Annotated in this window: 19 protein-coding genes; 18 read left to right on the forward strand and 1 reads right to left on the reverse strand. The window is 44.9% G+C overall.

Features of this window, described 5'->3' with window-relative positions; genetic code table 11:
• Positions 1–4 precede the first annotated feature (4 nt).
• From aceF to VC182_RS02595, 17 genes are all read left to right on the forward strand, one after another.
• Complete coding sequence (gene aceF, locus VC182_RS02515; RefSeq protein WP_323484391.1) at positions 5–1,609, forward strand: dihydrolipoyllysine-residue acetyltransferase; 1,605 nt, start codon at positions 5–7, stop codon at positions 1,607–1,609.
• A gap of 9 nt (positions 1,610–1,618) precedes the next feature.
• On the forward strand, positions 1,619–3,397 hold the full coding sequence (gene lpdA, locus VC182_RS02520; protein ID WP_323484392.1) for a dihydrolipoyl dehydrogenase: 1,779 nt from the start codon (positions 1,619–1,621) through the stop codon (positions 3,395–3,397).
• Positions 3,398–3,508: 111 nt separating this feature from the next.
• On the forward strand, positions 3,509–4,369 hold the full coding sequence (locus VC182_RS02525; protein WP_323484393.1) for an AraC family transcriptional regulator: 861 nt from the start codon (positions 3,509–3,511) through the stop codon (positions 4,367–4,369).
• Between the two features lie 126 nt (positions 4,370–4,495).
• Positions 4,496–7,480 (forward strand): xanthine dehydrogenase family protein molybdopterin-binding subunit, encoded by a 2,985-nt coding sequence (locus VC182_RS02530; protein WP_323484394.1) that lies wholly within the window; start codon positions 4,496–4,498, stop codon positions 7,478–7,480.
• On the forward strand, positions 7,477–8,316 hold the full coding sequence (locus VC182_RS02535; RefSeq protein ID WP_323484395.1) for an FAD binding domain-containing protein: 840 nt from the start codon (positions 7,477–7,479) through the stop codon (positions 8,314–8,316). The genes VC182_RS02530 and VC182_RS02535 overlap by 4 nt, the downstream gene beginning before the upstream one ends.
• Positions 8,313–8,807 (forward strand): (2Fe-2S)-binding protein, encoded by a 495-nt coding sequence (locus tag VC182_RS02540; RefSeq protein ID WP_216263004.1) that lies wholly within the window; start codon positions 8,313–8,315, stop codon positions 8,805–8,807. Before VC182_RS02535 ends, VC182_RS02540 begins: the two co-directional genes overlap by 4 nt.
• Positions 8,800–10,335, forward strand: coding sequence for an AMP-binding protein (locus VC182_RS02545; protein WP_323484396.1), 1,536 nt, complete (start codon positions 8,800–8,802; stop codon positions 10,333–10,335). Before VC182_RS02540 ends, VC182_RS02545 begins: the two co-directional genes overlap by 8 nt.
• A 21-nt stretch (positions 10,336–10,356) precedes the next feature.
• Positions 10,357–11,166: an enoyl-CoA hydratase/isomerase family protein gene (locus tag VC182_RS02550; RefSeq protein WP_323484397.1), complete on the forward strand. Its 810-nt coding sequence runs from the start codon at positions 10,357–10,359 to the stop codon at positions 11,164–11,166.
• A gap of 23 nt (positions 11,167–11,189) precedes the next feature.
• Complete coding sequence (locus tag VC182_RS02555; protein WP_216263007.1) at positions 11,190–12,371, forward strand: ABC transporter substrate-binding protein; 1,182 nt, start codon at positions 11,190–11,192, stop codon at positions 12,369–12,371.
• A gap of 83 nt (positions 12,372–12,454) precedes the next feature.
• Positions 12,455–13,339, forward strand: coding sequence for a branched-chain amino acid ABC transporter permease (locus VC182_RS02560; RefSeq protein WP_216156893.1), 885 nt, complete (start codon positions 12,455–12,457; stop codon positions 13,337–13,339).
• Positions 13,332–14,315 (forward strand): branched-chain amino acid ABC transporter permease, encoded by a 984-nt coding sequence (locus VC182_RS02565; RefSeq protein WP_323484398.1) that lies wholly within the window; start codon positions 13,332–13,334, stop codon positions 14,313–14,315. Before VC182_RS02560 ends, VC182_RS02565 begins: the two co-directional genes overlap by 8 nt.
• Positions 14,312–15,070 (forward strand): ABC transporter ATP-binding protein, encoded by a 759-nt coding sequence (locus VC182_RS02570; protein WP_323484399.1) that lies wholly within the window; start codon positions 14,312–14,314, stop codon positions 15,068–15,070. Before VC182_RS02565 ends, VC182_RS02570 begins: the two co-directional genes overlap by 4 nt.
• The gene (locus VC182_RS02575) at positions 15,067–15,777 is read left to right on the forward strand and encodes an ABC transporter ATP-binding protein (protein WP_216860464.1); all 711 of its coding nucleotides are present in this window, start codon (positions 15,067–15,069) and stop codon (positions 15,775–15,777) included. The genes VC182_RS02570 and VC182_RS02575 overlap by 4 nt, the downstream gene beginning before the upstream one ends.
• Positions 15,778–15,796: 19 nt before the next feature.
• Entirely contained in the window at positions 15,797–16,783 is a 987-nt protein-coding gene (locus VC182_RS02580; protein ID WP_255538507.1) for a tripartite tricarboxylate transporter substrate binding protein, read from the forward strand.
• Positions 16,784–16,815: 32 nt separating this feature from the next.
• Entirely contained in the window at positions 16,816–18,240 is a 1,425-nt protein-coding gene (locus VC182_RS02585; RefSeq protein ID WP_323484400.1) for a UbiD family decarboxylase, read from the forward strand.
• 12 nt (positions 18,241–18,252) lie between these two features.
• Positions 18,253–18,831, forward strand: coding sequence for a UbiX family flavin prenyltransferase (locus tag VC182_RS02590; RefSeq protein ID WP_216157678.1), 579 nt, complete (start codon positions 18,253–18,255; stop codon positions 18,829–18,831).
• The gene (locus VC182_RS02595) at positions 18,828–19,109 is read left to right on the forward strand and encodes a DUF4936 family protein (RefSeq protein ID WP_216263009.1); all 282 of its coding nucleotides are present in this window, start codon (positions 18,828–18,830) and stop codon (positions 19,107–19,109) included. Before VC182_RS02590 ends, VC182_RS02595 begins: the two co-directional genes overlap by 4 nt.
• An 82-nt stretch (positions 19,110–19,191) precedes the next feature.
• Here VC182_RS02595 and VC182_RS02600 read toward each other — a convergent pair whose 3' ends face one another.
• The gene (locus tag VC182_RS02600; RefSeq protein ID WP_216156881.1) at positions 19,192–19,755 is read right to left on the reverse strand and encodes a phasin family protein; all 564 of its coding nucleotides are present in this window, start codon (positions 19,753–19,755) and stop codon (positions 19,192–19,194) included.
• Positions 19,756–19,954: 199 nt separating this feature from the next.
• Here VC182_RS02600 and VC182_RS02605 point away from each other — a divergent pair, with 199 nt between their 5' ends.
• Positions 19,955–20,842, forward strand: a complete 888-nt coding sequence (locus VC182_RS02605; RefSeq protein ID WP_323484401.1) for a DMT family transporter — start codon at positions 19,955–19,957, stop codon at positions 20,840–20,842.
• The last annotated feature ends 91 nt before the right edge of the window (positions 20,843–20,933 follow it).

Consider the following 20,933-nt stretch of genomic DNA (forward strand, 5'->3'; position numbering starts at 1 on the left):
TACTATGAGTCAAATAATTGAAATCAAAGTCCCGGATATCGGCGACTATAAAGATGTACCAGTGATCGAAGTCTTGGTTAAAGCCGGTGACAAGATTGAGAAAGAACAATCCATCGTTGTGCTGGAGTCTGATAAAGCCACCATGGATGTTCCTTCTTCACACTCTGGCATTGTGAAAGAAGTCAAAGTCAAAGTGGGCGATAACCTTTCTGAGGGATCCCTTGTAATTACCTTAGAAGAGGGCGCGGCAGCAACAACTTCTGTACCAGCGACAGCAGCAGCAAGCGCTCCTGCGCCAGTAGCAGCTTCCAGCGGCGGATCCCCCATCGAAATCAAAGTCCCGGATATCGGCGACTATAAAGATGTACCAGTGATCGAAGTCTTGGTTAAAGCCGGTGACAAGATTGAGAAAGAACAATCCATCGTGGTGTTGGAGTCTGATAAAGCCACCATGGATGTTCCTTCTTCACATTCAGGCATCGTCAAAGAAGTCAGAGTTAAGGTGGGTGACAACCTTTCTGAAGGTTCAGTTGTAGTGATCTTAGAAGGTGGAGCATCTGGCGTATCAACTCCTGTGTCTACTCCTGCAGCTGCACCTGCCGCGCCAGCAATTAAAGCGGTAGAGCCTCCGATTGCGCGCGCACCCGCACCACCTCCTATCAGCAATACTCCTCCGCCAGCAGACACCGCAGTAAGTCATGCAAGCCCATCCGTGCGTAAGTTTGCGCGTGAGCTTGGTGTCACTATTACGCAAGTTAAAGGATCGGGCCCTAAAGGCCGTATTACCCAAGAAGACGTCCAAGCATTTGTGAAGGCGGCTATGAGCGGTGGTGCGGGTAGTCCTGCTGCTGCTTCTAGTGGCGGCAGCTTAGGTGGTTTGAATCTGATTCCTTGGCCGAAGGTTGATTTCACAAAGTTTGGTGAGATCGAGCGTCAACCACTCAATCGTATTAAGAAACTTACTGCAGCCAATTTGGGCCGTAACTGGGTGATGATCCCAGCCGTGACTTATCACGAAGATGCTGACATCACTGATTTAGAGGCATTCCGCGTTCTCACCAATAAAGAGAATGAGAAGAAGGGCGTCAAGATTACGATGCTGGCTTTCTTAATGAAGGCTGCAGTCGCTGCATTGAAAAAATATCCAGAGTTCAATAGCTCTTTGGATGGTGATGATCTGATTTTGAAGAAATACTTCAATATTGGATTTGCCGCAGATACTCCAACTGGACTGGTTGTACCGGTCATTAAAGATGCCGATAAGAAAGGCATCTTTGAGTTGGCGAAAGAAACTTCTGACTTGGCGGCACTCGCTCGTGATGGCAAGTTAAAGCCAGATCAAATGCAAGGCGCTAGCTTCACGATCTCATCACTAGGTGGTATCGGAGGAACGTATTTCTCCCCAATCGTGAATGCTCCTGAAGTGGCGATTATGGGCGTGAGCAAGGCAGCTATGAAGCCAGTGTGGGATGGTAAGCAGTTTGTGCCACGCCTCATTTGCCCACTGTCCCTCTCTGCAGATCACCGCGTGATTGATGGTGCTTTAGCTACCCGCTTCAATGTGTACATTGCACAGCTCTTGGCCGACTTCCGTCGCGCTAGTCTGTAAGGGGGATCTATGGCTAAGCAAATGATCCTTGTGCCGGATATTGGTGACTATGCAGATGTACCGGTCATTGAAGTGCTGGTTAAAGTAGGCGACGTGATTGAAAAAGAGCAGCCGCTATTAGTTCTTGAATCCGATAAAGCAACCATGGAAGTTCCGGCCGATGCTGCAGGTACTGTTACTAGTATTGCAGTCAAGCTTGGAGATAAAGTGAGTAAAGGTTCTGTGATTGCCGAGATAGAGGCTAGTGTTGCAGTGCCTGTGCCTCAACCAGCTCCAGCAGCAAAACCTGCAGCACCAGCCACACCTGCTGCTATTGCTCCTGCCCCAGTAGCAGGTCAGTACAGCGGTAAGGTTGATCATGAATGTGAAGTGTTGGTACTTGGTGCTGGCCCTGGTGGTTATAGCGCAGCGTTTCGTAGTGCAGACTTGGGTATGAATACTGTTTTAGTGGAGCGCTATCCTACTTTGGGCGGGGTTTGCTTAAACGTTGGGTGTATTCCATCTAAAGCATTGCTGCATACCACCTCAGTCATGGATGAAGTCAAAACCATGGCTAAGCACGGTATTACTTTTGGCGCACCCAAGATTGAGATCGATCAACTCCGCGGTTACAAAGAATCCGTCATCGCGAAGTTGACTGGCGGCCTTGCTGGTATGGCAAAGGCTCGCAAAGTAAAAGTAGTGCGTGGCCTAGGTAAATTCTTGGATCCAAACCACGTTGAGGTTGAATTAACTGATGGCACTGGTCAGGATCTCACAGGTAAAAAAGAAGTAGTGCGTTTTCAGAAGGCGATTATTGCTGCTGGTAGCCAGCCAGTGAAGCTGCCATTCTTGCCAGAAGATCCACGCATTGTAGATAGCACTGGTGCTTTATTACTCAAGAGTATTCCAAAGCGGATGCTAGTTATTGGCGGTGGCATTATTGGCCTAGAGATGGCTACGGTTTACAGCACACTAGGTTCACGCATTGATATCGCCGAGATGATGGATGGTTTGATGGCAGGTGCCGATCGTGATTTAGAAAAGGTCTGGGAGAAGTTCAATGCCGGACGTTTTGAAAAGATCATGCTTAAGACTCGTGCTTCTAAGGCAGAAGTTAAGTCTGACGGAATTCAAGTTTCTTTCGAAGGCGAGAACGCACCGGCTGAACCGCAAACCTATGACTTGGTATTGGTTGCAGTAGGACGCACTCCAAACGGCAAAAAGATTGATGCCGGTAAAGCGGGTGTGCAGGTGGATGAGCGCGGCTTTATTCCTGTAGATAAACAAATGCGGACCAACGTCTCTAATATTTTTGCAATTGGTGACTTAGTTGGTCAACCGATGTTGGCACATAAGGCGGTGCATGAAGGTCACGTTGCTGCGGAAGCTGCTGCTGGCGAAAAATCCTACTTTGATGCTAAGCAAATTCCATCGGTTGCCTACACTGACCCTGAAGTAGCGTGGGCTGGTTTGACAGAAGAGCAATGTAAAGCTCAAGGCATTGCTTATGAGAAGGGTTTGTTCCCATGGGCAGCTAGTGGACGTGCGATCGCTAATGGACGTGATGAAGGTTTCACAAAACTGATTTTTGATGCTACCACCCATCGCATTATTGGTGGCGGCATTGTGGGAACACACGCTGGCGATTTAATCGGCGAAGTGTGTTTGGCAATTGAGATGGGTGCTGATGCGGTGGATATCGGTAAAACGATTCATCCACATCCAACGCTAGGTGAATCAGTAGGACTTGCGGCTGAAGCAGCTCACGGCCATTGCACTGATTTGCCGCCTGTCAAGAAAAAATAGATTTCAGATAGACCCCCGCAATTAAAAGCCCTGAGAACTTAGGGCTTTTTCTTTTGCAGTGCAATATAAAAATGCATATCACTATGGTCTGTGTATGAGATGATTTAACGCATGTCAAAAGTAATACGACTTCTTCACGGCGATTTTGGTAGGGTGGCGCTTCTTGAGATGGATGCGCCCTTAGTCACCCATGCGCATCATCACTGCCACATCTTATGCAAGGTGGCGGGTCCAGATATTGCTTTTCAGGTTAGGGGACAGCTATGCCCCCTGACAGATGACAATGCAGTTCTCATCAATGCCTGGGAAGAACATTCCTACCTTCATTTACCAGTGAATGGTGAAAATCCCATTTTGCTTGCGTTGTACCTGGAACCAAAGTGGTTGGCATCGTTTAGCAAAAAATTCTTAGCAAGTAGTCATCCTCGTTTCTTTATCAATAATCTATCTGGCTTAGGCGCCCACCAAAAGCAGGTATTGGAAAAGATTTCAATGGAGCTTTGGTGGGCCGATCAGATTACCCATGACTATCTTGAATCCATCTTGCTTGAGCTCGTGCTGAGTTTTATGGATGATGCCGACCTTCTAACCCAAGGTGATTTGCGTAATTCAGGCAATTCATTGGCATTTATGGATCCAAGAATACGAAAAGCAATCCATATCATGCGCACATCTCCTCAAGGGTTTAGTGATATTTCAATGGTTGCTCAAAGTGTCGATCTTTCGCGCTCTCACTTTTTTGAGCTCTTTAGGCGCTGCACTGGACTTTCACCCGTTGTATTTGCGAATGTACTCAGAATGGAGTTTGCATTTGATGCGCTCGCCGATAAAGGGGAGAGCCTGATTCATATTGGTGATGAGCTCGGTTTTTCTGCTCAAAGCCATTTCACCCGATTCTTTAAGCAGCATCAAGGGGTCACCCCGAGCCTCTATCGTCAGCAGGTAGAAAAGGCGCCCAAGCTAGACTCTTAGGGTTTCCCTGATACACATAATCGGACTCTAGGGTAAGTAATCGGACTTTAAGGTAAGCGTCCTCTTAGTCTGATCATTAAGCTTCTTTCAGCATTAATTATTCTTAATTTAGCTGAAAAGATTGCATTGAAAACAAGTTCAAACTATTTAGGCAAGGCATGTGAGCGTGTAGAAGATATTGCTCTTCTGACGGGTGGGGGTCGCTATCTGGATGATCTTCCGTTGCCAGTTGGAACCTTATATGCTGCTGTGGTTCGTTCACCAATTGCGCATGGAAAAATTATTTCTGTAGATATAGAACCAGCATTGCAGATAAAGGGGGTCAGGGCAATCCTGACAATCGATGATGTTCAGGCCTGGTCCAATCCATTGGTCGTTGCCGTTAAAACTCCAATGCGTCAGTGGGTGCTGGCCAATGAGTATGTGCGCTATGTGGGCGAGCCTATAGCAGTAGTCATCGCTGAATCAAGAGCTTTGGCAGAGGATGGGGTTGAGAAGGTTGAATTAAACATTCAGCCACTTCCTGCGGTTGTCGATGTAGATATTGCACTATCAGATACGTCGATTATTCTTCATAAAGACATTGGTAGTAACTGTGTTTTAGATCGATCACATCAATACGGCGACCCTGAGGGGGCATTTAAAAAAGCTGCCAGCGTCGTTGAAGTTGATATTCGTTATCCCCGTAACTCCTGCACACCTTTAGAGACTGGTGGAGTTGTTGCTCAATGGCGAGGTGCAGACTCCTCGTATGAAGTAACGTCAAATTTTATGGGGCCATTTTCACTGCATGTAGTGATGGCTGCTGCTTTGAAGGTCCCGGGAACAAAGTTGCGTCATCACGTTGCCCCTGATTCAGGTGGTAGCTTCGGAGTTAAGCAATCTGTCTTGCCATACGTCATCATGTCTTGCTTGGCATCGCGTAAGGCAGGCGCCCCAGTGAAATTTATCGAAGATCGCTTAGAGCATCTTCAAGCAGCCACTTCTGCGACCTCCCGCCATACTCATTTACGTGCAGCTGTGGATGGGGATGGAAAAATATTGGCATTAGACTACGATCAAATTGAAGATTGTGGGGCTTATTTAAGGGCGCCTGAACCGGCAACCCTATATCGTATGCATGGGTGTGTTACTGGCCCTTACCAAATTCAGAATTTAAAAATTCGCAATCGTGTCGTATTAATTAATAAAACTCCAACTGGATTGGTTAGGGGGTTTGGCGGTCCTCAGGTCTATTACGCACTTGAGCGTTTAATTCAAAAAATCGCAAAAACTTTAGGTAAAACGCATCAAGAAATCGCGGCATTAAATTATGTTCAAAAAGAGCAGTTCCCTTACCGGGCGGCTGCAGGAGCATTGCTAGACTCAGGCGACTATCAAAAAGCCTTAAAAACACTGGAGAGCTCACCAGAATTTAGAAAATTATTAGATCGTAGGGATCAGGCAAGGAAAGAAGGGCGTCACTACGGAATTGGCATTGCGTCGATTGTTGAGCCTTCAGTGTCCAATATGGGCTATATCACTACCGTCCTTACAAAAGAGCAAAGAGCAAAAGCGGGCCCTAAAAATGGCGCCATTACCTCTGCGACAGTCAGTGTGGATCCCTCTGGAAATATTGCCGCAAATATTGCTTCAGCCCCTGCTGGACAGGGTCATCAAACGGTCATTAGTCAATTATTGGCAGATGTTTTTGGAGTCGCGCCATCCCAGATCCAAGTCAATGTCGATTTTGATACTGCAAAGGATGCATGGTCTATTGCAGCTGGGAATTATTCGAGTCGTTTTGCTGGTGCAGTAGCAGGAACAGTATTTTTGGCTGCGGAAAAGTTGAAGGCTCGAATTGCGGATTATGCTGCCCACCTACTTAAGGTCAAGCCGGATCAATTAATTTTTTCAAATGGCAATATAGCCGTGATTGGTTCTGAGGACAATGGCATACCTTTCTCCAGAGTTTGTGGAAACTTTCACTGGTCACCTGGATTAATTCAGGACGCTCTCGGTAGAGAGACAATTCTTGCGCTACAGGAAACACAGTTTTGGAGCGCAGATGTTTTAGAGGCTCCCGATGAGGCTGATCGAATTAATACTTCTGCGGCATATGGATTTGCTCTTGATGCTTGCGGCATAGAAATAGATACCGAAACCTGTTCTGCAAAGATAGACCAGTACATTACCGTGCATGATGCAGGCAGGATATTAAACCCAGCCTTAGCGGATGGGCAGATATATGGCGCGTATGCCCAAGCAGTGGGCGCAGCCCTTTTTGAAGAGTTTGTTTATAGTAGTGATGGCAATTTTCTCTCAGGTACTTTTGCTGACTATCGTTTGCCTACTGCAAGTGATATTGGCACTCCAAAAATTTATCATCAAGAATCTCCAAGCCCATTTACACCATTAGGTGCCAAAGGCATTGGCGAGGGTAATAGCATGAGTACCCCTGTTTGTATTGCAAATGCAATTGCAGATGCTTTAGATGTTGAAGAAATTGTTCTGCCTGCAACCCCCAGTCGAATTCATACGCTTCTTGTGGGGAAAGGTTTGTTAAAGCTTGATAAACCTTCTAGTCAAGTTTCATCAATGGCTATAAATACCGACTATCCTTTGAAAGCTCAGGGCGCGGTTAGATTGCAAGTACTACCTGAGGATATTTTTGCTGTATTGCTTGATCCAGAAAGATTAAAGAATGTCATACCAGGTTGTGAGTCTATTCATAAAAAAACAATTGCAAATGGTATTCAGTTTGACTGCATTGCAGTTGTGCGCATTGGTATTGCAAAGGCCCGATTTGCGGCTAAGGTTGAATTAACGAATGTACAAAGCCCTAATAGTTTCACCCTAGGCGGTGAGGGTCGGGGCCCCCTAGGTATGGCTCTCGGAATGGGACAAGTTGACCTTACAAAAGATGGCAGTGTGACTGTGCTGAAGTACGACTACCAAGCGCAAGTATCGGGAAAGCTTGCGGCAATTGGAAGTAGGTTATTGGAGGGCGCCATTCGATTGGTATTGGATCAGCTATTTAGAGCCCTTGCAAAAGAAGCTGGAGCAAAACAAGAAGGCATATTTAAAGCTCTGATTGGCAGACTATTTGCTTTATTAGGAGCAAGCAAATGAAATCTGCTCCTTTCGTGATGCACCAAGCCAGCTCTAAAGAAAATGTTTTGGAGTTGCTGGATAAGTATGGCGAAGATGCCCGCATTATTGCCGGAGGGCAAACCCTTATTCCTGTCTTGGCAATGCGGGTGGCTAGTCCTGATCACTTAATTGATATTAATAAGGTTGAAGAGCTTAAAACCTTCAGTGTATTGGGCCATGCGCTTCGGGTTGGGGCGGGCGTAAGGCAGTCTGAATTAGAGCATTGGAGTGATCTTGGTAAAACCCAGCCATTATTAAGCATGATGTTTCCTTGGATTGCTCACGCCCCTATTCGAAATCGTGGAACTGTATGTGGGTCGATTGCGCATGCTGATCCTAGTGCCGAGCTGGTCCTTGGATTGTCAGTACTAGAGGGTTCGGTCTCTCTCGTAAGTAAGAAGAAGAAGCGAGTAGTTCATGCCAAAGACTTTTTCCTGGGAGCCCTTCAAACCAGTCGTCAGCCAACGGAATTCATTGAGTTTGTCGAGTTTCCTATTCGTGGGCCAAATGCTGGTTTTGGGTTTGCTGAATATGGTTATCGCCACGGAGACTTTGCAGTAGTTGCCGTAGCAGTTATTAAGGAAGATGATCGCTGGACTATAGGATTTGGCGGCATTGATGATGTTGTGAGGGTTTATAAATGTATTGCAAGTTCATTAGATGGGGTCTATCAATTTATTGATGATTTAGCGGCCAAAACTGAGGCGAGAGAAGATCCCACGGCCACCGCAGGATTACGTAGACATTTGATGCGCTCACTTGGAATGCGCGCGTGTCAACAAGCCATAGATTTTAAAAGTGAAGAAATGAAATGAAGAGCCACTTGATAAAGCTGAATTTAAATGGGGTAGAGCGTGAAGGTTCCTGTGAATCACGCACAACATTGCTAGATTTTATTCGCCATGATTTGGGGGCAACGGGTACTCATGCAGGTTGTGAGCATGGCGTATGTGGCGCATGTACGGTTGAGGTTGATGGGCAGATCGTACGTTCTTGTCTCATCTTTGCATGTCAGGCTGATGGCGCCATAGTAAAAACTGTAGAAGGCCTTGCAAAGTCAGGGGAGATGTCTGATTTGCAAAATGCCTTTAAGAAGCATCATGCATTGCAGTGTGGATTTTGTACTTCTGGATTTTTACTATCGGCAGAGGATTTTCTCAAAAAGAATCCCCATCCAACTGAGCTAGAGGTGCGAGAAGGTTTATCGGGAAATTTATGTCGCTGCACTGGATACGTTGGAATTGTCGAGGCAGTTTTAGAGGTTGCCGCATCCAGAGCGCACAAAAATGGAGGAGAGCATGCTTGATTTAGGTCGAACTTTTTTGCAGGCTGTTGAGCGTGAGCCCAATAGACTAGCGATTGTAGATGGAGACAGGCGCCATACATATGCTGAGTGGGCACTTCATATTGGCGCTATTCAACAGTTTTTTTACAAGCAAGGCCTAAAACGTGGCGATCGTATTTTGACTGTTTTGCAAAATCGATACGAGGCGGCAACAATTCATTGGGCATGCCAGATGGCAGGCATAGCTATTGTTCCTTTAAATTGGCGTTCCAAGCCAGATGAAATTGATTATTGTGCGCAAAATGCTGATGTGAAATTAGCATTTCTTGAGGAGATATCTCTCAACAATTACCTTGAATCCGAAACAAGTAACTCTATCTCTGTAATTCTTTGTATGGAGAAAGCTGCCTTAGATGGATATACCTATTTTGATCAGTTAATTCAGGATGGATTCGAGCCTGAGGCATGCGGCCATGTTGAGGATATATCTGTCATGCTTTTTACTTCTGGCACTACAGGGAAACCAAAAGGGGTCCCAAGAAAGCAGCGAGCAGAACGCGCGGCAGGAATTGCACACGTTGCACAAAATCAGTATGCAATGGGTGAGGTGACTTTAGGGGTAATGCCGCTCTATCACACTATGGGGGTAAGAACGCTGTTGTCTTTATGTATTGTGAATGGTACCTATGTTGCAGTACCACGTTGGGATGTGAATAAAGCGATAGAGGCAATCGAGAGTGAGGCTGTAACTCACCTTTATTTGGTGCCAACGCTATATCACGACATGATTCAGTCAAGTCATTTTAATTCGGCTCGAGTGAAGACTGTTAAGAAGCTTGGGTTTGCTGGGGCCCCTATGCATGATGCTTTATTACTTAAATTAAACGAAGCCTTTTCTCCTGAATTATTTGTAAATCACTATGGTTCAAGTGAGATTTACACATACACCATCAATCAGATGGCGGCATTAAAGCCAGGCTGCGCTGGAAAGGCCGGTATCAATGCGCGTATTAGAGTGGTGCAACTGGATCAAGGTTCCGTGCAAACATCACCAAGTCAAGTAGCAGCTTCTCATGAAGAGGGGCAGATCATTTGCGATCTCTCGGGTGATGAGGCATTTGAGGGTTATTGGAAGCGACCTGATGCTGATCAAAAGTCTATTCGTGACGGATGGTATTTCACAGGAGATACGGGCTACTTTGACGAGTCTGGTGACTTATTTGTTACTGGTAGGGTCGATGACATGATTATTTCTGGGGGAGAAAATATTTCTCCCGTTGAAATTGAATCTATTTTGTCTTTGCATCCTTCTGTGAGTGAAGTGGCCGTTGCAGGATTAAAAGATGATCGCCTTGGGCAAAAAGTAGTTGCCTTCATTAGAGCTTCGGGGAGTGTAGATTCTGATGTCTTAGATGAATATTGCCGAGGATCCGATTTGATTAACTTTAAACGCCCTCGAGAGTATGTATTTGTTAAAGAAATTCCCAAGTCGCCAGTAGGAAAAGTGCTGCGACGCATGTTAGTTGCCGGCGAATACGAAAGAGCTTAATTTTTTTACTAGGAAGACCATATGACTACTATTTTGAAACACCCTTTTAGCAATATCCTCGATAACCTTGATGGTTTCTATGTGGAAATTGATGAAGCCCATCAAAGGGCCGACATTGTTTTAAAGAGACCTCCATTCAATGTCATACAAATGCCTCAGCGTGATCAATTAAGAGCTGCATTTGAGTCTTTGGATGCTAACGATCGTGTCCGCATTATTGTATTAAGAGCGGAAGGTGAGCATTTTTCCAGCGGAGGAGATATTAAAGGCTTCTTGGAAGCAACGCCAGAGCACGTCTCCAAGCTTGCTTGGAATATTGCAGCACCTACGCGTTGTACTAAACCTGTCATTGCTGCAAATCACGGCTATTGCTTTGGGGTGGGTTTTGAAATTTCTCTAGCGTGCGATTTTCGTATTGCCGCTGAATCAACCTTGTATGCCCTGCCAGAGCAAAAGTTAGGTCAAATTCCTGGTTCAGGCGGATCAGCGCGATTGCAAAAAATGGTGGGCATCACCAGAACTAAGGATATTGTGATGCGCTCCCGACGCATTAAGGGTCAGCAAGCATACGAATGGGGCGTTGCAACTGAATGCGTTCCAGACTCAGAGCTTGCTAGTGCTGTATCTAAGTTAGTGGATGAGCTGCGCGCATTCTCACCAATGGCTCAAAGAACTGCCAAAAAGATGCTTAATGAAACGGAGGATTGTTTATTAACTACAGCAATAGAAGTTGAGGGTCACTGTTATAGCCGTTTGCGTAATTCTGAAGATTTTAAAGAAGGGGTTGAGGCATTCCATGGAAAGCGGCAACCCAATTTTGTCGGTCGTTAATTTTTTTAAAGGAGACGTACATCGTGAAAAAGAAATTTCAAACAAAGAAAATCGCTCTAGCTGTTGCTTTAAGTTTTGGTGCTTCGTTGGTTTTGGCACAATCAGGCCCAATTAAGATTGGTGTGGTAACGCCTTTATCTGGCACTTACACGCCAATTGGTGAGCAAGTAAAAATGGGTTTAGACCTAGCGGCAAAGGAAATTAATGCAGCAGGCGGTATTAATGGAAAAAAAATCGATTTAATTTATGAGGATGAAGAGGCAAACCCAGCGGTTGCTACCCAAAAGGCTGAGAAGTTATTCCAGGTAGAAAAGGTAGACTTTTTAACTGGAACGGTTAATTCAGGTTCAACCTTGGCTGTAGGCCAGCTGGCTGAGAGAAACAATAAGCTAATAGCGACAACGGTTTCATTCGCCGATTCAATTACAGCCGATAAATGTTCGCCGAACGTATTTCGCGTAAATGCTCGCGCTGGTATGCAGTCTGCTGCATTGGCAGCATGGGTAGATAAAGAGATTCCTAAGGCTAATATTTTCTTTATTGGCCCTGACTATGAGATGGGGCGTAGTACGGTCTCAGCTTTTAAGAAGGCATCTACAGAAAAAGGCGCTAAGGATGTTGGCGAGGTTTTCGCACCGCTCGACAACAAAGATTATTCACCATATTTTGGCCAAGTAAGAGCTGCCAAGCCTAATGTTATTTACACCTCTGTGGCTGGTAACGATACAGTGCGCTTATTTACTCAAATGGATGAATATGGCGTCAATAAAGGCGTAACAATTGTTGGGGCCTCTGGTACCGTCACCTCTCAAAATATGGGCGCAATCGGAAAATCTGCAAATGGATTTGTTACGGGTGTAGGTTACTCCCCTAAATTAGATAACCCGGCTAATAAAAAGTTTGTAGCAGATTTCCAAAAGGCCTACAACAAGCTTCCAGATCTCTATGGTGCTGATTCCTATGGCCTCTTATATTTTTATAAGGCGGCGGTTGAAAAAGCGAAGTCTACAGAAACAGACAAAGTTCGCAATGCCATGAATGATTTAAGCTGGCAAACCCCTCAGGGCACTAAGAAGATGCGCGCTGGCGATCACCAGGCTATGCAAGATATGTTTGCAGTTCGAGTAGAGAACGGCGAGTTCAATATTGTTGGAAGAGTACCTTCTGATCAGGCAATTGGCCCTGATACATGTACTCGTTTTTAATTAATTAGTAAATTACTCCACATCCACCCTATGCGGGTGTGGAGTTTTTGGCTTTTGAATTTCACTAAGGGATTGGATTTTCAATGCTAGAGAGCTTGCAATATATTTATGCACCACAGATAGTCAATGGGCTTTCAATTGGCGTTGCTGTGGTCCTCATGGCTTTGGGGTTGACTATTATTTTTGGTTTGCTAGACGTAATTAATATGTCGCATGGCGAATTCTACGCAGCTGGAGCGTTCATTAGTGTGAGTCTGATGGCAATGGGCGTTTCATTCTGGTTATGTCTATTGTTAGTTCCCTTGTTCTTGATTCCAATTGGTTTTGCAATGGAAAGGCTTTTGATTCAAAAAGTATTTCACTATAAAGACCGACATATTTTGACTCTGCTGCTGACTTTTGGTGTTGCGATGGTTTTGGAAGATGGATACAAGATTATTTGGGGTGCAAATCCAATTAAGCCTAGCGCCCCAATCTCAGGTGCCAGCGAGTTATTAGGAGTGATGTTCCCAAATTACCGACTATTTCTGATGGGGTTTGGTGCCTTAATTATTTTCTCTGTATGGGCGTTGATTTATAAAACTCAGCTGGGAGCAATTGTGAGGGCTTCAGCATATGACAAAGATATGAGCTCTTCACTAGGCATACCGGTGAAGCGAGTTTATGCGCTGACTTTTGCATTCGGCGTTGCTTTGGCTGGCATAGCAGGAGTCTTGCTTGCTCCAATCTATTCCGTTTTCCCCACGATGGGACGAGATTTTATTTTGATGGCTTTTAGTGTTGTCATTGTTGGTGGTCTTGGAAGCATTAAGGGTGCAGTCATTGCCGGAATTTTATTGACACAATTACAGTCAATATCCTCTTTATTCATTTCGCCGGTTTGGTCAGATCCTCTGGTATTTACAGTAATGGTTTTGGTGTTGATGTTTAAGCCAACGGGTTTGTATGGGGGCATGAAAAATGCATAATCCACAGGCCAAGGCTATCCGACTAATTGAGATACTGTTATTAGTCTCTGCGGTAGCCTTATTTGTCATTGGTAGTATTTTGGGCGATACCTTCTTTCTGAGGTTAGCCACCGAATCATTAATCTTTGGCGGATTAGCGATGTCCGTTGATTTATTGCTTGGAATAGTTGGGTTACTCTCTCTTGGGCAGGCTCTGTATTTTGGTTTTGGTGCTTATTTATCCGCCTTAGTTTTAAAAGAAATTTCCCCATCATTTTTCTTGGCAATAGGCGTTGTAACTTTGTCGTCTATCGCACTAGGGTGGGTGGCAAGTTTTGTGGCGCTTAGATCAAAGGGCGTCTACTTTGCGTTAATTACCTTCGGACTGGCACAAGTAGCTGCTAAGGTTGTTTACAACACGAGAAGTCTCGGAGCGTCTGACGGCATGATGGGCGTTCCTATTTTGCAAATCTGGACTCCATTTGGCATTGTGGATGCCGGCCAACCCGGCATATTTTTTGTTATCACCATGATTACTATCGGTGCACTATATGCAGTCCTAAAATATTTTTTGACGACCCCTATGGGTTCCATTTGGCATGCAATTCGATCCAATGAGGATCGTCTAGCTTATGTTGGGTATAAGTCTAAAGGTCCAAAACAAGTGGCATTTATTTTGGCTGCAGTAGTAGCGGCTGTGTCTGGCGCTCTCTATCCGATGCTAAGAGGTTTTGTTTCTCCAGAGCTGATGTTTTTTAGTGTTTCAGGGAATGCTGTTGTAACAGTTGTCTTAGGTGGTGTCGGCACTTTGATTGGACCCATACTAGGAAGCGTTCTGTTAACTTCCTTTAAATCCATTATTGGAACTTGGACAGTTCATCACCATATTGTTATTGGACTTATCTTTGTAGTTGTAGTTGTTTCTGCACCTAAAGGAATAGCGGGACTACTGGCTAAATATTTCGGAAAAGCTCACTCTGGTAAGGGAGGGGAATGATGAGCAATAGTGAGATCATTCTGAAGGCAAGGAGCCTCAGCAAGCGATTTGGAGGCCTCAAAGCGGTCGATGATGTTAGTTTTGAAGTAACTCGTTTAGGCGTTACTTCAATTATTGGTCCAAACGGAGCGGGTAAGAGTACGCTATTTAACTTGCTTAGTGGAACTTTTATGGCTGATTCGGGATTGGTTGAGCTTGACGGTCAAAATGTTACGCGCATGAGTCCCGAGGGACGTCTGTCATCTGGAATGGCTAGATCATTTCAAATTACTAATTTATTTTTCGATCTAACAGTAATTGAGAACTTAAGAATTGCAAGCCAGGCATTAGAGCCACATTCCAATTTGTTTTTTCCTTTGAGCAAAAGTACTGTCGCAATTGATAGGGCTAACGAATTATTGACGGAATTTGGATTGCTTGAGAGTCGTAATCAGCTTGTGGGAGCCCTATCGCATGGTCAGCAAAGACGCCTAGAGATTGCGGTGACATTGGCAACCCGGCCAAAACTTTTGTTATTAGATGAGCCAACCCAAGGGATGTCTCAGGGCGATACTCAGGATACCGCTGAGCTCATTAAGCGCCTTGGATCAAAAATAACAGTGCTACTGATTGAGCATGATGTAGACCTTGTAATGGATTTATCCAAAATAGTGATTGTCATGGCGCAGGGTAAAAAATTAGCGGAAGGTATTCCGAGCGAGGTTCGTGCTAATCCACTTGTTCAAACAGCATACTTTGGTGAGGAGTTGGCATGATATTGGAGATGCATGATGTACATGTCAATCTTGGCTTGTCTCATGTTTTACAGGGTGTGAATTTATCCATTCACCCTGGTGAGACTGTGGGCTTGTTTGGTAGAAACGGCGTTGGGAAAACGACCATTGTCAAAACTATTGCCGGCTGGCATAGACCTTCTCGGGGAGAAATACTATTCCGAGATCAATCCATTGGAGCTTTACCTCCAAATGAAATTACCCGCTTGGGCGTGGGCTTAGTTCCTGAAGATCGCAGAATATTTCCCGGTTTAAGCGTTGAAGGAAATCTGAAGCTTGGATTGATGCAAGTCCAAGCAGGCGAGCGTAAGGAAGCTGAACAAAGAATACAGATGGTCTTTGAAAGGTTTCCACGTTTGCGGGAAAGGCGAAATCAATCGGGTATCACCTTATCTGGTGGCGAGCAGCAAATGTTAGCAATGGCTCGCGTATTGGTGGGTAATCCAAAGTTACTGTTAATTGATGAGCCTACAGAGGGTCTTGCGCCAATGGTGGTGGCTGATATCTTTCGCTTGATGGAAGAGCTTAAAGCACAGGGGATATCAATTCTATTAATTGAACAGAATATTCATAAGGCTATTCATTTGTGTGATAGACATTATGTAGTTGAGCGAGGACAAGTTGTGCTTGAGGGTAACTCCCAAGATTTGGATCAGCGTAAAGAATTAATTAGGCGCGTTAGTGTTTAAAACAATATTGGAGATACTTATGAGATTAAAAACAGTGGCTTATTGTCTTGCATTAGTAGTTGGCATGTTTGGGTTTACTTCAAGCCAATTATTTGCGCAAGGCTCTGCCGCGTACCCAGAAAAACCGATCACCATCATCGTCCCTTACCCGCCTGGCGGTTTTAACGATACCCTTGGTAGGATTGTTGGGAAAAAATTGAGCGATGCTTGGGGCGTAAATGTAATCATAGAAAATAAGCCGGGTGCAGGCACTACTATTGGTACTAACTTTGTCGCCAGATCTGCGCCAGATGGTTACACAATATTAGTTGCTCAATTCCCATTTGCTGCCAATCCATTTATATACAAGTCGCTTCCGTATGACACCAGCAAGGCATTTTCACCGGTTGTGCTGGCAGGTAGAGCCCCTATGGTTTTAGTTGTGAATGAAAACTCCAAGATTAAATCGCTTGGTGACTTATTGGCTGCTGCCAAGAAAAGTCCTGGCAAGATCGACTATGGTTCCTCGGGGTCAGGATCTTCGGAGCATTTAGCAATGGCCCTATTTGAGAATATGGCCAATGTTAGTCTCAATCAAATTCCTTATAAGGGAAGCACTCCATTGTTAACGGATTTAGCTGGTGGTCAAGTAGAGGTTGCATTCGATGTATTTCCAATGGTTCGTCCATTTATTCAATCTGGAAAAATTAGGCCTATCGCTATTGCCACGGATATGCGGTCTCCGCTTTTACCTCAGGTTCCTACTGTTACTGAGGCTGGATTAAAGGGGTACGAGGTATCTTCATGGCATGGGTTTATGGTTCCCTCAGGTACTCCACCTGTAATTATTGATAAGTTAAATAAGCAGATTAATAGTATCTTGACTCAAGAAGATATTAAAAAGACGTTTAATGAGCAGGGGGTAGTGCCTGATGGTGGAACAGCCAACCAATTTGATGTGTTTATTCGAAAACAAATGGAAATCTGGAAAAAAGTTGTTGCCCAGGCAGGAATTATTCCAGAGTGATATTTATTCTCTATATCTTATAGGTTGCATTGATGAAAAAATTTACCCAACTTCGAACATGGCTATCCCACCTTGCCGATACCAATCGTTTGGTTGTTACCAAGAAGAATGTCTTGCTCAAGCACGAGCTAGCAGCCATTGCTAAAAAGCTAGATGGAAAAAGTAGCGTTTTTTTCCCGGGCCCAGATGGGCACTCAATGCCAGTAGTTTCCGGTTTTATGTCTTCGCGTTCATGGATTGCCGAGGCAATGGGTGTGAGTGAGGCTGATTTGCTAAATGCATATCGTTTGGCGGCCGATAACCCCTTGCCTTGTAATTTAGTTAAAGAGGGCCCTTGCCAGGAGGTTGTGCATCGTGATTTTGATGTGAGAACTTTATTGCCGGTTCCTACACACAGCGAGCATGATAGTGGGCCGTACATCACTGCCGGTTTGGTAATTGCAAAAAACCCCAAGACTGGCGTCCAAAATGTCTCAATCAACCGTATTCAGGTAAATTCAAAAGATCGCATGGCAGTGCTAATTTTGCCTAGACATCTGCATGCCTTTCAACAGGCTGCTGAAGAGTTGAATCAGCCATTGCCTGTTGCGGTGGTTATTGGCGTAGATCCATTGACACTTCTTGCCTCTCAGGCGATTGCGCCGATTGATTCAGATGAGCTAGAAATTGCCGGTGCCCTACATGGACAGCCTTTAGATGTAGTGAAATGCTTAAGCAATGATGTTCTGGTGCCAGCAAATGCAGAAATTGTGATTGAGGGGCATATTCCGCCTAAAGTGCGTGAGCTGGAAGGCCCCTTCGGCGAGTATCCTAAATACTATAGCTCTCAAGAGAAGCGCCAAGTAATTGTGGTGGATACAGTGACTCATAGAAAAGATCCAATATTTCACACCATTGTTCCTGCAGAGCTAGAGCATCTATTACTTGGATCCATTCCTAGAGAGGCAACAATTTTGTCCCATCTGCGGAGAAGCTTCCCTGGCGTTTTAGATGTGCATTTATCGCTCGGTGGCGTCGGAAGATATCACCTTTATGTTCAGATTAAAAAGACGCATGAGGGCTTGCCTAAGAATGTAATATCAGGCGCTTTTAGTTCTCACTATGATGTGAAGCATGTTGTGGTGGTGGATGAGGATGTCGATGTCCATGACCCTGCTCAGGTTGAATGGGCTATAGCTACAAGATTTCAAGCTAAACGTGGCTTGATTGTTATCCATGATGCACAAGGATCTGTTTTGGATCCCTCTACGACTGTTGGATTGCCTATCGATGAGGATGGAGTTATCCCCGCTCAATTTCAAGGTATGAGTTCAAAGATGGGCCTAGATGCAACTAAGCCGCTCACATATGAAGGGCACGTATTTACCAAGGTCAAGATTCCCGGGGAGGAAGCAGTAAATTTAGATGCCGTGCTTGATCCTCAGTTTCCAATAGCCTCACATCTGAAATCAAATTAATTACTGGGACTTATTTTGAACAAACGCTTAATTGTTGCCATTACAGGTGCATCAGGAACGATTTATGGAATTCGTATTCTGGAGGCTCTGAAGAATCTTGGCATTGAATCTCATCTGGTAATGAGTGACTCAGCGAAGTTGACTATGGCAGCGGAAACAGATTACAAGCCAGCCCAAATTGAAGCTATGGCTGATGTTGTTCATTCTGCGAAAAATGTTGGCGCCTCCATCTCTTCGGGCTCCTTTAAGAGTCTTGGCATGGTTATTGCCCCATGCTCAATTAGAACGTTGTCAGAGATTGCTAGTGGGGTGACTAGTAGTCTGGTTTCTAGGGCTGCTGATGTAGCGTTAAAAGAGCGTCGTCGTTTGGTCCTGTTGGTCAGAGAGACCCCCCTACATGCGGGTCATTTACGCTCTATGTCTCAGGTTACCGAATGTGGTGCAATTGTGATGCCTCCAGTACCTGCCTTTTATGCCAAGCCAGAGTCTATTGGGGATATGGTAAATCACACTGTTGGAAGATGCCTAGATCTTTTCGACCTGGATAATACGCTGGTAACTCGCTGGAATGGAATGGATGGCAGTAAATGAACTTATATGTTTACTTTAAACTTGTTGTTTCAGAATATCCTCTGGTCTTAAGTAATCTTAGAAAAATGCATGCTCAGTTATCGCATGAGTTCCCGGGTTTAGTTTGTGAGTTACTCAAAAGACCATTGCCAGATCAAGATGGCAAGGAGACTTGGATGGAGGTGTACCGTGGAGCAGCAGCTCAGGAGTCTGAGTTCAATGAGCGACTTTCAGAATTGGCTTTAAAGAATCAATTGCCTCAGCCTAGAAGAAATGAAGTCTTTATTCCGATCGAGTAGGGCGCTCTGAAAAGAAAAGGCCCCGACTGCTCGGGGCTTTTGCGTTCGAAAGAGTTTTCTTGATTGGGCCCTCGAGGGAGGCCTACCTAGATTGCTTCTTCTTCGGAGCTTTGCTAGCTGTATCGGCAGTCTTCAACACTGTTTCAGTGGCGGTGCTGAGGTTGGTTTGCGCAACTTCGACCGCATGCTTCACAGCCTTTTGGCTAGTTTCGAATACGTTATTTGCAGAAGCAATTGCTTGCTTCATTGCTTGCATAGCTGCATCTGATCCAGCCGGTGCATTTCTAGTCCACTCTTCTACTAAAGAGTTAATTTTCTTTTGGCCGGCTTGAAATTCTTTTTCAGCAGATTGGGTAAAGCTGTTTTGTGTTTCGTGAGCTAACTCATATAAATGACGGCTATAGGCCATAATTTTTTCTGCCATTGGTTGCACTGCTTCGGCTTGATGGGCTAGCAACTGCTGAATGTCTTTCACTTCCAATGCTTTCTTGGCGCTATTCATGCTATCGCTCAAACTTTGTTTCGCAATATGCATATTGAGCTCAACCAACTTTTCAATGCTTTGCAAAGCTTGATTGGTCAATCCACTCAAGGTCTCTAAGTTTGCTTTTTGTGCGGCTGCAATTTGTTCTGGAGTTAAGTTCATCTGCATCTCTTTCCGTTTAACTGTTTTGAATATTTTGATCTTCGGCTTTTACCTAATGTACTCTCTTTGCACCATTGTATGGCATAGATGTTGCGTTGCAGCATAAATGGCTTGCCATGGAGATGAAGGGTTCAAATGAGAAAAGAGCCTAAAATTAGAGTCTCAGTAAAAAAATCTCAATATTTTCAGTAAGTTACCCATGAAGCTTTCGCTTGATAACGCCATTGCACCGATCTTTGTCCTCATTTGGAGTACCGGCTTTGTGATTGCGCGTATGGCAATGCCATATGTAGAGCCAGCCACCTTCCTATTTTGGCGTTTTGCAGGGGTTCTAGCGGCTATGGCAGCGCTCAGCCTCGTCTGGAGAATCACCTGGCCCAGTCGGTCTCAATTCAAGCACATTGCTATTGCCGGGATCTTGCTGCAGTTTGGTTATTTGATGGGTGTTTGGGTTGCGGTTAGATTGGGTATGACCGCTGGATTAGTGGCTCTGATAGTTGGTCTGCAGCCTATTTTGACTGCTTGGTTCGCCGCATGGGTTTCCGAGAAAGTTACAACCAGGCAATGGATCGGTTTGGTGTTTGGATTTATGGGGGTTGCTTTAGTTGTCGCTGCAAAAGTGGGGTTATTGAGTATTCCGCTTATAAGTTATTTTCTGGCATTTGCTGCTTTGCTCTCAATTACTTTTGGGACGATATATCAGAAGAAATTCTGCCCCATATTTGACCTGCGTGCCGGATCTACAATTCAATTTGGCGTGTCCGCCATCCTTTCTTTCTTTTGTATGTATTTCTTTGAAACTGGAGTGATGGTTTGGAATGCGTCGGTCATTGGTGCGCTGCTATGGGCGATATTCCCCATATCAATCGGATCCATCAGTTTGCTATTTATGATGATTCGCAAAGGGGCAGCCACTAAGGTGACTAGTTTGCTCTATCTAACCCCTCCGACTACTGCTGCGATGGCTTGGCTCTTATTTGATGAGCCATTTACATTGCTGATGGCGGTAGGTTTGTGTTTGACGATGACTGGCGTGGTGCTGGTGAATGCCCGTCAGACTAATACAGTAGCGACGATTGCCGAGTAGGGTAGTCATTTGGTGGGATAAATTATCTGGATTGGGGCGAATAAAACCGCTTTGTCTTCGGAAATTAATTATCATTCCGTATGTTGAAAGT

The organism is Polynucleobacter sp. AP-Nickl1-40-C4, assembly GCF_035012665.1.
Taxonomy (GTDB): domain Bacteria; phylum Pseudomonadota; class Gammaproteobacteria; order Burkholderiales; family Burkholderiaceae; genus Polynucleobacter.

What these genes read in the sequence shown, in the direction of transcription:
- VC182_RS02595 (WP_216263009.1), top strand. Translation starts at nt 18,828, where the DNA reads ATGAACTTATATGTTTACTTTAAACTTGTTGTTTCAGAATATCCTCTG.
- VC182_RS02535 (WP_323484395.1), top strand. Translation starts at nt 7,477, where the DNA reads ATGAAATCTGCTCCTTTCGTGATGCACCAAGCCAGCTCTAAAGAAAAT.
- VC182_RS02545 (WP_323484396.1), top strand. Translation starts at nt 8,800, where the DNA reads ATGCTTGATTTAGGTCGAACTTTTTTGCAGGCTGTTGAGCGTGAGCCC.
- VC182_RS02575 (WP_216860464.1), top strand. Translation starts at nt 15,067, where the DNA reads ATGATATTGGAGATGCATGATGTACATGTCAATCTTGGCTTGTCTCAT.
- VC182_RS02560 (WP_216156893.1), top strand. Translation starts at nt 12,455, where the DNA reads ATGCTAGAGAGCTTGCAATATATTTATGCACCACAGATAGTCAATGGG.
- lpdA (WP_323484392.1), top strand. Translation starts at nt 1,619, where the DNA reads ATGGCTAAGCAAATGATCCTTGTGCCGGATATTGGTGACTATGCAGAT.
- VC182_RS02565 (WP_323484398.1), top strand. Translation starts at nt 13,332, where the DNA reads ATGCATAATCCACAGGCCAAGGCTATCCGACTAATTGAGATACTGTTA.
- VC182_RS02570 (WP_323484399.1), top strand. Translation starts at nt 14,312, where the DNA reads ATGATGAGCAATAGTGAGATCATTCTGAAGGCAAGGAGCCTCAGCAAG.
- VC182_RS02580 (WP_255538507.1), top strand. Translation starts at nt 15,797, where the DNA reads ATGAGATTAAAAACAGTGGCTTATTGTCTTGCATTAGTAGTTGGCATG.
- VC182_RS02525 (WP_323484393.1), top strand. Translation starts at nt 3,509, where the DNA reads ATGTCAAAAGTAATACGACTTCTTCACGGCGATTTTGGTAGGGTGGCG.
- VC182_RS02600 (WP_216156881.1), bottom strand. Translation starts at nt 19,755, where the DNA reads ATGAACTTAACTCCAGAACAAATTGCAGCCGCACAAAAAGCAAACTTA.
- aceF (WP_323484391.1), top strand. Translation starts at nt 5, where the DNA reads ATGAGTCAAATAATTGAAATCAAAGTCCCGGATATCGGCGACTATAAA.
- VC182_RS02585 (WP_323484400.1), top strand. Translation starts at nt 16,816, where the DNA reads ATGAAAAAATTTACCCAACTTCGAACATGGCTATCCCACCTTGCCGAT.
- VC182_RS02540 (WP_216263004.1), top strand. Translation starts at nt 8,313, where the DNA reads ATGAAGAGCCACTTGATAAAGCTGAATTTAAATGGGGTAGAGCGTGAA.
- VC182_RS02605 (WP_323484401.1), top strand. Translation starts at nt 19,955, where the DNA reads ATGAAGCTTTCGCTTGATAACGCCATTGCACCGATCTTTGTCCTCATT.
- VC182_RS02550 (WP_323484397.1), top strand. Translation starts at nt 10,357, where the DNA reads ATGACTACTATTTTGAAACACCCTTTTAGCAATATCCTCGATAACCTT.